Origin of the sequence: Streptomyces sp. DG2A-72 (assembly GCF_030499575.1) — a bacterium.
In the GTDB taxonomy this organism is placed as follows: domain Bacteria; phylum Actinomycetota; class Actinomycetes; order Streptomycetales; family Streptomycetaceae; genus Streptomyces.
The window spans coordinates 8741652-8754403 of the sequence record NZ_JASTLC010000001.1 but is presented as its reverse complement, the minus strand read 5'-3'; the positions used below and the strand labels follow the sequence as shown (position 1 = coordinate 8754403).

Sequence of the window (12752 nt, the reverse complement as noted above, 5' to 3'; positions counted from 1 at the left end):
GTGAACAGTGTGTGTGTACGACCGTTTTGACGCACCCGGTTTTCAGGCGGCCCGCTCCTCCGGCTCAGCATCCAGCGGTACCTGCGGCCCGCCCGACTCACGCAGCCAGCGCCGCAGGACGTGGTGGATGTGCTCGGCGCCGGCGAGTTCCTGGGTGTCGTCGACCGGGGCGGACAGGGCGACGGGCGACAGCAGGAAGGGTTTCGCCTGGGCGCCGCCGAGGCCGCCGTGCGAGCCGATCTGCTCCTCGAAGGCGAGGACTTCGCCGTCGGCGGGGTCGTACCAGGAGTTGACCATGATGTCGGCGGTGTGCGGGAAGGAGTGGGTGCGGCGGACCGTGTCCGCCGCACCCGGGCCGAAGTCCTTGAGGGGGCCCGGGTCCTCGTCGAGTCGGTCCAGCGGGATCTCGGTGCCGTACGGGCCGAGCACGACGCCGCCGTGCTGTTCGCTGCGGACGAGGACGAAGCCGATGCCGGGGTGGTTGGCGAGCGTGGTCAGCAGGGCGGGGTGGCGGGCGTCGATCTCCTCCTTGCTCATCCGGTGCGGGACGTCCGGGAAGGAGACGAGGCCGAGATTGCCGGATGCCAGCACCAGCGGCTCCGAGCGGCGCGACGGGCGGTGCTGCTCGCCGCCCTCCTCGACCGGCCTGTGCAGCGCGGCACGCACCGCGGCGCGGGCCTCTGCGCCGCTGTGGGTGCGCTGCGCCTTGCGCGGCACGGGCAGCCCGCAGCCGGCCCGCACCAGGTCGCCGAGGGAGAGGCCGTAGCGGGCCCGGAAGGTCTCGCCAGGGCTCTGCCCGTGGTCCGACAGCACGACGATCCTGTACGGCCGGGGGGCGTGCTCGGCGACCTTCTCGATCAGCGCGAGCGCGCGGTCGAGACGTTCGAGGACCTTCTCGGCGTCACGGCTCATCGGCCCGGAGTGGTGCGCCACTTCGTCGTACGCCACCAGGTCCGCGTAGACGGCGGTGCGCCCGGCGAGCATGTCGCCCATCACCGCGGCGACCACCACGTCCCGTTCCACGACGGTCGCGAAGGCGCGGATCAAGGGGTAGAGGCCACCGCGTTTGACGCGCGGGCGGACCTTGCAGAAGCGGGCCCGGGTGGACTGGCCGATCTCGCGGCCGACCTCGGCGAGAAAGGACAGGGCGGTGCGCACGGCGTTCGCCGGGTCGGAGAAGTACGCGAAGTAGCCCGCCCGGGAGCGGTTCTCCCGGCCTCGCCGCTTGGTGGCGATGGACAGCACGAGGGCCTGCTCGTCGGCGCCTCCGCTGAACAGGTTGCCGCGGCTGGCGCCGTCGGCGCAGAGCAGTCCGGCGTCGCCGGTGCGCTCGACGGCGCGGCGCTGGAGTTCGGCGGCGCTGGTCGGGCGGTTGCTGACCATCACCTCCCGGCGGTCCTTCTCGTACCAGCGGAAGGCGGGGATGTCGTGGTTGCTGCCGTGCAGGATGCCGAGCTGGCTGGCGCCGGTCTGGCTGGACCAGTCGGTGCGCCACGGGGTGAGCCGGTGGGTGGGCCTGGCCCGGTCGCCGGTGCCCAGCCAGCGGGCGACGGTCGGCATGAGGCCCTTGCCGACCGCGGCCAGCAGGACGTCGTGGCCGACGCCGTCGAGTTGCAGGAAGACGGTGCCGTGGGTGGCGGGGCAGGGCGAGCCGGAGCCGCGGCGGCGGTCGGCGAGACGGTACAGGCGGCGGCGGTAGGCGTCGTCGTCGCGCACGGCCAGGGCACCGCCGGTGGCGGACGCGACGGCGGACATCACGGCGGCGACCACGACGCCGGTCTCCCAGGCGACGGCGCCGCGCTCGGTGGGGTTGAGGCGCAGTGCCACCAGCAGCAGCCCGCCGTTGAGAAAGAACACCAGCAGCCCCAGGACCAGCGCGGGCACCAGCAGCAGGAGCCGGACGAGCAGCGGCCACACCACGGCCGACAGCACGCCGAAGGCGCCCGCGCCGAACGCCGCGGTCACCGCTATGTCGGTGGCACTGTCACCGTCCGCGGACCGCAGCTGGAAGTCGGGCAGGAGGCCGGCGAGCACGAGCATGGTGACCGTGGAGACCGCCCACACGGCGACGCTTCGGCCGCCCTGACTGACGACCCGCCGCCAACGCCCACCGCGCACGCTCCGCTCACCTCACGTCTCGGCTCGTCGTCGATGCGGGGCGCTTCCAGCGTGGCATACCGGGTTTCGGGGCGAGGGGTCGTTGGTCGGGTGCGGGGCCGTCGTGGCTGGTCGCGCAGTTCCCCGCGCCCCTTTACCGGCGCTTTCGAACCGTCTCCGAGTAGGCCAAGGGCGTTCAACGGCCGTCGTAGCCTGCCGTCGGCATCGACAGTCGGCGGTGGACTCGGGCCTTCATCTGGGAGTCGTACGCGGGCTCCGCTACCCCTACCGTCTCCACCCGTACCCCGCGTCGGGCGCACTCGGCGGTGAACTCGTCGGCGGAGGACAGGGCGCTCTCCAGGACCCGGCGGCTGGGGGCCACGAAGAGGTCGACGCCGGGGCGGACGCCGTCCCAGAGCACGCAGTGGTCGGGCCGCAGTCCACGGACCAGCAGTTCCCGGCTCACGGTGTAGCCCTGCTCCGCGGCCCAGCGGGCGCACATGGCGTGCTGGCCGCGGGAGTCCACCAGGAAGGGGTCGTCGTCCAGCTCCTCCAGCGGCGTCAGACTCGCGATGGTCGTGACCCGTACCGGTCCCATGGCGTCCCCCTCACCTCCGGGTTTCAGGCGCCGAGACTACTCCTGGTCGTAGGCTTCGGGGGAGTCGCGCGAAGGAGGCAAAGAGGTGCCGGTGGAGATCACCTGGTGGGGTCACGCCACCTGCACGGTCGCGGACTCGGACGTACGCGTGCTCACCGATCCCCTGTTCGCGCGCCGGCTCGCGCATCTGCGCCGTCGCCGGGGCGCGGTGCCCCCGTCGCGGGCCCGGCACGCGGACGTGGCGCTCGTCTCCCATCTGCACGTCGACCACCTGCACGTTCCCTCGCTCGCCTCGCTCGCCCCGGGCACCCGCCTGCTCGTGCCCCGGGGCGCGTCCAGGGCGGTGCCGGGACTGCGCCGGCTCGGGCACCTGGAGATCCGTGAAGTGGCGCCCGGCGACGAGACGGTGATCGGCGGCCTGGTCGTACGGACCGTGCCCGCGTGGCACGACGGGCGGCGGCTGCCGGTCGGGCCGCACCGCTCTCCCGCGCTCGGCTATGTCGTCGAGGGCGAGGCGCGTACGTACTTCGCCGGGGACACGGGACTGTTCGACTCGATGGCCGAGGAGGTCGGGCCGGTCGACGTGGCACTGCTGCCGGTGGGTGGCTGGGGGCCGTATCTCGGTGAGGGGCATCTGGACGCGGGGCGGGCGGCTGAGGCGCTGGTCCGGCTGGCGCCGCGCAGTGCGGTGCCGGTGCACTACGGAACGTACTGGCCGATCGGGATGGACGCGGTGCGCCCGCACGAATTCCACGCCCCGGGCTCGGAGTTCGTGCGGTTGGCCGCCGGCGTCGCGCCCGAGGTGGCGGTGCATCTGCTCGGGCACGGGGAGAGCGTGCGGCTTGAGGTGGCGCGGTGATGTGGCTCGCCGCTGCGGCGACGCCTCCGCCGGCCGAGTCCACGCAGCAGGCGATCGGGTATCCGTCGCTGTTTCTGCTGGTGCTGATCGGGGCGTTGGTGCCGGTTGTGCCGACGGGGGCGTTGGTGAGTTCGGCGGCGGTGGTGGCGTTTCATCAGACGGCGCCGTTCGCGTTGGCGCTGGTGTTTGTTACGGCGTCTCTGGCCGCGTTTCTCGGGGATATCGCCCTGTACTGGCTGGGGCGGCGGGGGATGGGGTCGAAGAACGGGTCGCGGTGGTTGGAGGCGATTCGCTCGCGCGCGCCGGAGGAGCGGCTTGCGCAGGCGCAGGAACGGCTGGCCCAGCATGGGCTTGCGGTGCTCGTGCTGTCCCGGTTGATGCCGGCGGGTCGCATTCCGGTGATGCTGGCGTGCCTGGTGGCGAAGTGGCCGGTGCGGCGGTTTGCCCGCGGGAATTTCCCGGCGTGCCTTGCCTGGGCGGTGACGTATCAGCTGATCGGGATTCTGGGAGGTTCGCTGTTCAAGGAGCCTTGGGAGGGTGTGGTTGCGGCGGTTGTGCTGACCTTGGTGATCAGTGCGGCTCCGGGGGTGTGGAAGCGGGTTCGGGCTGCCAAGTGATGCGCGTTGCGGAGTGCGGGTGTGTGGGGGCTTGTCGCGCAGTTCCCCGCGCCCCTGGGGAGATCCCCGCGCCCCTAGTTGCTCAGCACCCTTGATCCTCCTACCGGGATGTCCCATAGGTCCTCTCTGGGCAAGTTCGCCTTCTCCCACGCCACCCGCACCCGCGTCAGCGGCTCCAGTACCGGCTCCGCCGACAGTACGAACGTGCCCCAGTGCATGGGGGCCATCCGTCGCGCCCCCAGATCCTGGGTTGCACGGACCGCCTCCTCCGGGTTGCAGTGGACGTCGCTGAGCCACCAGCGGGGGTTGTAGGCGCCGATGGGCATGAGGGTCAGGTCGATTCCGGGGTAGCGGCGGCCGATGCGGGTGAACCAGTGGCCGTAGCCGGTGTCGCCGGCGAAGTGGATGCGGTGGCCGTCGGGGGCGGTGAGGACCCAGCCGCCCCACAGGGAGCGGCAGGTGTCGGTGAGGGTGCGCTTGGACCAGTGGTGGGCGGGCACGAAGTCGAAGCGGGTGCCCCGGAGTTCGGCGGCCTCCCACCAGTCGAGCTCGGTGACGCAGGTGAAGCGGCGGCGGTGGAACCAGCGGCCGAGGCCGGCGGGTACGAACACCGGGGTGTCGCGCGGGAGGCGGCTCAGGGTGGGGGCGTCCAGGTGGTCGTAGTGGTTGTGGCTGATGACGACCGCGTCCACCCGGCCCAGCGCGTCCCAGTCGATGCCTACCGGGGTGACGCGGGCCGGGGTACCGAGGATACGGCGGGACCAGACCGGGTCGGTGAGGACGGTGAGTCCGCCGATCTGGACGACCCAACTGGCGTGTCCCGCCCAGGAGACGGCGACCGTGCGCGCGTCGGCCCGGGGCAGCGGGGCGGGCTCGAAGGGCAGGCGCGGGATGTCGGCGAGGCCTTCCTTGTCCGGGCGGACAGCGCCCTCCCGGGCGAAGCGGGCGACGGACTTGAGGCCGGGCAGGGGGGCGGTCAGCCGGTCGTGGAACGTCCGCGGCCAGACGCGGCGTTCGCCCAGCGGGCGGGGTTCGGCGAGGGGCGGGAACGGAGGCGCGAAGGGGGACGGGGTCGCCGGAACGTCGGCTTCCCGGGTGGGCGGACTCGTGGTGGTCGACGTGGGTGACTCGGACTGCTGCGTCATCGCGGAGGCTCCCCTCGCTGAGCGTCGTCGCGGAGATCGTCGAAGACCGACTTCAAGTGGATCAACGCACGGTGCACATGTGGCAGTTCCAACGGCGAGGGTGAACTGAGGCATTCCGCGCGCTCGGTGTCCGTTCCGCCGAGCAACGGCCCCGTGGACAGCCGTACGCGCAGCGCCCCCAGCTCGTCGCCGAAGCGGTGGCCGCCGGGTGCGGGCATGCCGAGCCGGGCGGCGAGGAAGTCCTCCAGTTCCTGGGCGTCGCCGACTCCGTGTGCGGTGAGCGCGGGGCGCAACGGGCCCAGGTCGGCGTAGAGATGGCGGCCTGCCTGCGGTGGGCGGGCGAGGGTGCCCGCGGCGACGACGACGGCGTGCGCGGCGGCGGCCACGCGCGCGTGCAGGCGTACGGCGGCGGACATCCGTAGGGACACCGGCTCGGGTTCGGTCAGCGCGTACGTGGCCGCGGCGGCGACCGGTCCGGCGACGCGGGCGCCGAGAGCGGTGAGCACGTCGAGCACGCGCGCGTGGAGGCCGTCGCCGGTCTCGCCGGCCGGGAAGCGGGCGACGGCCGCGGGCCAGCCGGGCGGCAGCAGCGCGCCGGCCAGGTCGGTGACGACGGTGACCCGGTCGGGCAGCATCTCGGCGGGGCTGAGCAGCACGGTGTCGTGCGGGGCGTGCAGGGTGTCGCGCCAGGTCTCGTCGCTGACCAGGTGCAGCCCCTCGCCCTGGGCGGCCTCGACGGTCTCGTGCAGCGCCTCGGGAGGCGCGACGGTGGCGGTGGGGTCGTCGGCGACGGACAGTACGAGCAGCCGCGGGTCGCCGCCCTCGGCACGGACCCGGCGCACGGTCTCCAGGAGGGCGTACGGATCCGGGACACCGCCGGACTCGGCCGATGTCGCCACATGGAAGACGGGTCTGCCCAACAGCCGTGCGTACGGCGCCCACCAGGCCGCGCACGGCCGGGGCACCAGCACGTCGCCGCCGATGGCGAAGGTCAGCGCGAGCAGCAGCGCGGGTGCGCCCGGCGCGGCGACGGCCCGCTCGGGACCGGCGGCAAGGCCCCGCCGCTCCCAGTAGCCGCACGCGGCGTCCAGCAGCGCCGGGCCGCCGCCGATCGGCTCGCTGGCGGCGCGGGTCGCGGCCTCGGCGAGTACGTCGGAGAGTTCGGGCAGTACGGGTAGCCCGTCGTCCGGGATCGGCGGCCCGTAGCGGACGGGGCCGTGACCTTCCGGATCCGTCCGCGACATGGTCCCTCCCGTCCGGTTCGCTGTCCCTGGGTCGCCCGTCGTCCATGGGCGGGTGCGGTTGTCGTCCCTGGGCTCTACGTACCCAGGGTGCCGGTGAGCCATGGAGGATCGCTCGGGTTGTGCCGGTCACACGGGGATGGTGAGGCGCGTCAGCCGTCCTCGGCGGGTGCCTTGCGCCACAGCCGGTACACGGCACCGCCGAACGCGCCCACGATCAGCACACCCCCGGCCACCAGGGCGGGCACCGAGTCGTTGAAGGCGCCGCCGTCACCGGCATGCACGCCGTGCTCGATCACCGCACCGCCGCAGGTCGTGTCGTGCGGGTCGGGACAGGGCTTGCTCGTGTGGCACGAAGGGTCCGGCGAGGGACACGGCTGACCGGTGTGGCAGGCGGTGGGAGTCGGGTCGGGGCAGGGCTTGCTGGTCTGGCAGGACGTGGCAGTCGGCTCCGGGCAAGGCTTGCTCGTGTGGCAGGGGGTGGCGGTCGGCACCGGGCAGGGCTTGCTGGTGGCGCACGACGTGTCCAGCGGATCGACGCAGGGCTCGCTGGTGGCGCAGGCCGGGTCGAGCGGGTCGGCGCACGGGCCGTTGCTGCCACCGCGGGCCACCGTGAACGTGGCGCTCCACGGCGTGCCCTCCCCACCGGGAGCGGCCGGGCAGGTGCCGTCGACCGTCCACGCGGTGTCGGGGCCGACACCCTCGTCGTCCTCCAGGTCCTCGGCCGGAGCGATACGGGCCGTGCCGGAGTAGGCGGGCCCGGATGCCTCGTCCTCGTTGCCGGCGACCCTGCGCAACTGGACGGTGCCCTCTTCGAAGGCCATCGATGTGGCGTCGACGGCAGCTGGTGCGGGACCCTCAAGGGGGTCGCAGGAGACCGACACGGTGATGCTGCGGCCCGGGGCCACCTGTCCCGGGCTGACCTCCGCGGCCGGATCCGCGAAGGCGGCCGCGGCGGCGACGACCGGAAGAATCCCGGCCAGAGCGGCGACGGACAGGGCACGGACGGTGCGGCGCATGGGGTGCACTCCTTCGGCCGACGGCTGCGGGGGCGCGATGATCGTGCCCCCACCGCCATCACAGCCCGCCCACCCACACACCGCGCGCGGCAGGACCCCATTCGCGGGACGGACTCGCCCGACCGGGTGATGAAGGGTTTGCCAGCGCCCCGAAGGGGCGCTGGGCTGTATCACTATGCGGCTCCGCCGCGTGGGCGCGACCAGCCCCCACCGGCCCGCGGATGATCGACGGCCAATCACCCCACTTCCCGCGGAGCACCTAGTTCAGCAGCGCCGCCAGATCCCCCTCCAGCCCCCGGCCCCGCCGGTCCACGACCGCCGACGCGACATCGGCCAGCTTGCGGTTCGTGGTCTGGGAGATACGCCGCAGGATGCCGAACGCGGCGTCCGCGTCGCAGCCCAGGACATGCATGACGATGCCGCACGCCTGGTCGACGACAGGGCGGGAGCGCAGGGCCGTGCCGAGTTGGTCGAGTTCGGTGAGCGCGGCCCGGTAGGACTGGTCGCGGACCAGGCACGCCGCGGCGAAGTCACCGAGCGCCCGGGCGGGCCCGTGCGAGGCGTCCTCAAGGGTGCCCGGGCGGAAGCTGTAGAGGCTCAGGGTCACCGTCAGCCCGGACCGGCGGAAGGGGAACGTCACGCAGGATCGCACCCCCGAGTCCAGCGCCAGGGCGCGGTACTGCGGCCATCGCTCATCGTGCAGCAGATCCGTCGAGTCGACGGGCTCCCCGCGTTCGAGGGCGGCGGGGATGGGCCCCTCCCCGGAGTGCATCTGCACCGCGACGAGCGCGGCCAGGTCGGGATGGGTGACCGCCGCCGGTCGTTCGGGACTGCCCTCGCTGACGGTGCCGCTCGCTCCGCAGCAGTCGGCGGTGCAGCGGGCGGCCTGCTCGACCAGTTCGGACAGCCGTCGGCCGGGTAGCGTGGACTCGGCGGACTCCGCGCCCCAGCGGCCGGTGTCCTGAGTGTCCGGCATTGTGCAGTCCTCCTCTTCCCGTCGGCTGCCCCGTCGAGTTGGCCGGGAAACAGCGGGCGAAGCCGGAGCGTGCCGCTCGTCGGACTCCGGCGGACCCGGGAAGCCGTACCGCGCGTTAGGTTCGTCGCATGGCGCAGACGGAGGAATTCGGTGAAGAGCTCGCGGATTTCGTGCGCCGCATCGCAGAGCTGAAGGCGGCGCGGTCCGCTTCGGGCGGCGACCTGCCCACCGTACTGGATGCGGCGATCTTCGAACTCGACCATGTGGCCGACCAGTTGTGGCCGTGGTACGAGCGGCTGTCCACCGTCGGCGGCTCCCGCCCGGCCCCCGCCGACCGCCAGGAACAGCAGCTGTTGCGGACGGTGTTCCAGCGCCTGCCGCTGCCGGTCGCGCTGGTGGACCGGGAGACCGTGGTGCGCCGGCTGAACTTCGCGGCGACCGCCTTCACCGGCGTCCGCGCCGGGTACGCGACAGGCCGGCCCCTGACGGGCTTCCTCGCCCACGCCGACCGGGCGGCGTTCCGCTCCCAGGCCGCGGCCGTGACCCGCGGCGAAGGCGACCGCAGCCTCACCGTCCACCTCCAACGACGCCCGGCCGAGCCGGTGCACGTGACCCTGGCCGCCGTACGACCGACCGGCGAGCCACGCCCCACGGTGCTCGTCCTCCTACAGCCCGGCGGACTGGGCGTGCCCGCCGCGCCGGGACCGGACCACGGCGCCGCGGGCCATGTCCCGGACCTCACCGAGACCACCCGGCACGCGTCACTGATGGACCTGGTGGACGCCATGACCACGGCGTTGCTCACGGCCCCGCCCGGCAAAGTCCTTCACCGGGCGGGTCAGGTACTGCATGGACGGTTCGCCGACTGGGTCGTCGCCGACGCGGGGGCCGCCCGACTGTCCCGCACGGCGGTGTTCGCCCCGTCGGAGAAGGAGGCGGCCGCGCTGATGGCATTGGATCCGGCCGATTCTCCCCTGGTCGCCGAGGCGGCGCGGGGCGGCGCCCCGGCGCTCCAGGTACGCCCCGAGGATCCGGACGCCCTGGGCCGGGACGCGTCCGGCGCCCCGGTCCTCGTACAGGCGAACGTCACCTCACTGCTGTGCGTGCCCCTGACCACCGACGGCACCGTGCACGGCGTCCTCACTCTGCTGCGCTGCGGGGCCCGCCTGGCCTTCTCGATGGCCGAGGCGCAAGCGATGGACACGATGTCCCGCCACATAACACTGAGGCTCACGACAACGCCCTAAGGGGCGCGGGGAACTGCGCGAGCAACCACAACGAAGCTGCAGCCCGCGAACCACCGCACCCCCACGGCGAAACCCGGAACTAGGCCACATCCTGCAGCACCTGATCCCGCACCCGCGTGCAGCACCGGCTGATCAGCCGGGACACATGCATCTGCGAGATACCGAGCCGCTCGGCGATCCGGCTCTGCGTCATGTCCCCGAAGAACCGCATGTACAGAATGGCCCGCTCCCGCTCCGGCAGCGCCGCCAGCCGATGCCGTACGGCCTCACGGTCCACGACCGTGTCCAGTGCCGGGTCGGACGAGCCGAGGGCGTCGCCCAGGGAGTAGCCGTCCTCGCTGCCGGGCAGCTCCGCGTCCAGGGACAGGGCCGTGAAGCTCTCCAGGGCCTCCAGGCCCACCAGCACGTCCTCTTCGCTCATGTTCGCGTGCTCGGCGATCGCGGCCACGGTGGGCCGCTGGCCGGACACGGTCTGCGACAGGTCCTGGCAGGCGAACCGGACCCGGTTGCGCAGATCCTGGACCCGGCGCGGCACGTGCAGCGTCCACATGTGGTCGCGGAAGTGCCGCTTGATCTCGCCGGTGATGGTCGGTACGGCATAGCTCTCGAAGGCGTTGCCGCGTGCGGGGTCGTACCGGTCGACGGCCTTGACCAGGCCGAGGGCCGCGACCTGACGCAGGTCGTCGAAACTCTCGCCGCGGCTGCGGAAGCGTCCGGCGAGCCGGTCGGCCATGGGCAGCCAGGCCTCGACGATCTCGTCACGGAGCGTGTCGCGCTGCGGCCCCGGCGGCAGCGTGGCCAGCTTGCGGAAGGCCTCGGCCGTGTCGGGTGCGTCGTCGTGCGGGTGGTGCTTCGCGCTCACTTGAGTGGGCATGATGCGCCACAACTCCCTTGGTTGTGCTCTGGGTTGGACGGTCACCGTGGGAGCGCGGCCGCACGTCGGACAGACGCGGCCGTGGCGGCGAGAGCGCTGCTCCCACGGACGTGCCTCCTGTCCGAAGCACTGGTTCTTCGCCTGCCCTCCTCCCCCGGCCGCAAACACCGGGCAGGTTTTCCGCAGGCCCGGCGGGTGACTCGGGCGGTGCTGCTGCTGTCGATCCCGAGTCCGGGAGGTCCGTCATGAGCACCAAGGTCTCCGACCACGTCCTCGCCCGCCTGCGCGAATGGGGTGTGGAGCACGTCTTCGGCTATCCCGGCGACGGCATCAACGGGCTGCTCGCCGCCTGGGGCCGCGCCGAGGACCGGCCCCGTTTCATCCAGTCCCGGCACGAGGAGATGTCCGCGTTCCAGGCGGTCGGCTACGCGAAGTTCAGCGGCCGGGTCGGCGTGTGCGCGGCCACCTCGGGCCCCGGCGCGATCCATCTCCTCAACGGCCTGTACGACGCCAAGCTCGACCACGTTCCGGTGCTGGCGATCGTCGGCCAGACGCACCGCACCGCGATGGGCGGCTCGTATCAGCAGGAGGTGGACCTGCACACCCTGTTCAAGGACGTCGCCTCGGACTTCGTGGAGACGGTCACCGTCCCCGAGCAGCTGCCGAACGTACTGGACCGGGCGATCCGCACCGCGTACGCGCGCCGCTCCCCCACGGCGATCATCATCCCCGGCGATGTGCAGGAGCTCGACTACTCGCCGCCCACACACGAGTTCAAGATGGTGCCCTCCAGCCTGGACCGCAGTTCCTGGACGGCGATCCCCTCCGAGGAGTCCCTCGGGCGGGCGGCCGAGATCCTCAACTCCGGTGACAAGGTGGCGATCCTGGTCGGCCAGGGCGCGTCCGGCGCCCAGCCCGAGGTGGAGCGCATCGCCGAACTGCTCGGCGCCGGCGTGGCCAAGGCGCTGCTCGGCAAGGACGCGCTCAGCGATGAACTCCCGTATGTCACCGGCGCGATCGGGCTGCTGGGCACCCGACCGTCGTACGAGCTGATGCGGGACTGCGACACCTTGCTGACCATCGGGTCGTCCTTCCCGTACACCCAGTTCCTGCCGGACTTCGGCAAGGCGCGCGGTGTGCAGATCGACATCGATCCGCACATGGTCGGGATGCGTTATCCGTACGAGGTGAATCTCGTCGGCGACGCGAAGGCGACCCTTCAGCAGCTGATCCCGCTGCTGGGGACGGAGGAGCGCGGGCGGGAGTGGTACGACACGGTGTGCGCGAACGTGACGCGCTGGCGTGACGTGATGGAGCGGCGGGCCGGGCTGTCGGCCGACCCGATCAACCCGGAGTACGTGGCACGGGCGCTGGACCCGCTGCTGCCGGGCAACGCGATCATCAGCTCCGACTCGGGCTCGGTGGCCAACTGGTACGCGCGGCACCTGACGATGCGGCCCGGCATGCGCGCCTCGCTGTCCGGCACGCTCGCGACGATGGGCTGCGGGGTGCCGTATGCGATCGGCGCGAAGTTCGCCCACCCGGACCGGCCCGCGATCGCGCTGGTCGGGGACGGGGCGATGCAGATGAACGGGCTGGCGGAGCTGATCACGGCGGCGAAGTACGCCGACCGCTGGGAGGACAAGCGGCTGGTCGTCGGCGTCTGGAACAACCATGACCTCAACCAGGTCACCTGGGAGATGCGGGCCATGGAGGGCGCCCCGTCCTTCCTGCCCTCGCAGGAGATCCCCGACGTGCAGTACGCCGCCTTCGCCCGTTCTCTGGGCCTGACGGGCATCCGGGTGGAGAAGCCGGAGGACGTCGAGGCGGGCTGGCGGGCCGGGCTGGAGGCGGACGGGCCCGCGGTGATCGAGTTCCTGACCGACCCGGCCGTGCCGCCGATCCCGCCGCACGCCACCTGGGACCAGATGGAGGCCACGGCCGCATCGATCATGAAGGGCGACGCGGACCGGGGCTCGATGATCAAGCAGGGCTTCAAGGCGAAGGTGCAGGAGTTCCTGCCCGGGCGGGAGAAGAAGTAGCCGAGTGTCGCCCGCCGCTCTTCGGGTACGCGGAGCC

At 72.6% G+C, this 12752-nt stretch carries 11 protein-coding genes; 4 read left to right on the top strand and 7 right to left on the bottom strand.

Annotated elements, in window-relative coordinates:
* Positions 1 to 42: 42 nt before the first annotated feature.
* A complete protein-coding gene (locus QQY66_RS41630) occupies positions 43 to 2118 on the bottom strand; it encodes an alkaline phosphatase family protein (protein ID WP_301985595.1) in 2076 nt (691 codons plus the stop codon).
* A gap of 175 nt (positions 2119 to 2293) precedes the next feature.
* Entirely contained in the window at positions 2294 to 2695 is a 402-nt protein-coding gene (locus QQY66_RS41625) for a hypothetical protein (RefSeq protein WP_301985594.1), read from the bottom strand.
* 85 nt (positions 2696 to 2780) lie between these two features.
* Between QQY66_RS41625 and QQY66_RS41620 the strand changes: the two genes are divergently transcribed.
* Together QQY66_RS41620 and QQY66_RS41615 are read left to right on the top strand one after the other, a co-directional pair.
* Positions 2781 to 3554, top strand: coding sequence for an MBL fold metallo-hydrolase (locus tag QQY66_RS41620; protein WP_301985593.1), 774 nt, complete (start codon positions 2781 to 2783; stop codon positions 3552 to 3554).
* Positions 3554 to 4171, top strand: coding sequence for a DedA family protein (locus QQY66_RS41615; RefSeq protein ID WP_301987669.1), 618 nt, complete (start codon positions 3554 to 3556; stop codon positions 4169 to 4171). Before QQY66_RS41620 ends, QQY66_RS41615 begins: the two co-directional genes overlap by 1 nt.
* A gap of 74 nt (positions 4172 to 4245) precedes the next feature.
* Here the strand turns inward: QQY66_RS41615 and QQY66_RS41610 are convergent, their stop codons facing one another.
* The 4 genes from QQY66_RS41610 to QQY66_RS41595 all read right to left on the bottom strand — a co-directional run bounded on the left by QQY66_RS41610 (position 4246) and on the right by QQY66_RS41595 (position 8552).
* Positions 4246 to 5316: an MBL fold metallo-hydrolase gene (locus QQY66_RS41610; protein ID WP_301985592.1), complete on the bottom strand. Its 1071-nt coding sequence runs from the start codon at positions 5314 to 5316 to the stop codon at positions 4246 to 4248.
* Positions 5313 to 6560: an aminotransferase class I/II-fold pyridoxal phosphate-dependent enzyme gene (locus tag QQY66_RS41605; protein WP_301985591.1), complete on the bottom strand. Its 1248-nt coding sequence runs from the start codon at positions 6558 to 6560 to the stop codon at positions 5313 to 5315. Before QQY66_RS41605 ends, QQY66_RS41610 begins: the two co-directional genes overlap by 4 nt.
* 149 nt (positions 6561 to 6709) lie before the next feature.
* Entirely contained in the window at positions 6710 to 7576 is an 867-nt protein-coding gene (locus tag QQY66_RS41600; RefSeq protein WP_301985590.1) for a hypothetical protein, read from the bottom strand.
* Between the two features lie 259 nt (positions 7577 to 7835).
* Positions 7836 to 8552 (bottom strand): ANTAR domain-containing response regulator, encoded by a 717-nt coding sequence (locus QQY66_RS41595; protein WP_301985589.1) that lies wholly within the window; start codon positions 8550 to 8552, stop codon positions 7836 to 7838.
* 128 nt (positions 8553 to 8680) lie between these two features.
* Between QQY66_RS41595 and QQY66_RS41590 the strand changes: the two genes are divergently transcribed.
* On the top strand, positions 8681 to 9799 hold the full coding sequence (locus tag QQY66_RS41590) for a PAS domain-containing protein (protein WP_301985588.1): 1119 nt from the start codon (positions 8681 to 8683) through the stop codon (positions 9797 to 9799).
* A 79-nt stretch (positions 9800 to 9878) separates the two neighbouring features.
* On the opposite strand, the gene QQY66_RS41585 is transcribed toward QQY66_RS41590, so the two are convergent.
* Positions 9879 to 10673, bottom strand: a complete 795-nt coding sequence (locus QQY66_RS41585; RefSeq protein ID WP_301985587.1) for an RNA polymerase sigma factor SigF — start codon at positions 10671 to 10673, stop codon at positions 9879 to 9881.
* Between the two features lie 245 nt (positions 10674 to 10918).
* On the opposite strand from QQY66_RS41585, the gene QQY66_RS41580 reads away from it, so the two are divergent.
* Positions 10919 to 12715 carry a thiamine pyrophosphate-requiring protein gene (locus QQY66_RS41580; protein ID WP_301985586.1) on the top strand — a complete coding sequence of 599 codons (1797 nt, stop codon included), beginning with the start codon at positions 10919 to 10921 and terminating at the stop codon, positions 12713 to 12715.
* Positions 12716 to 12752: the final 37 nt, after the last annotated feature.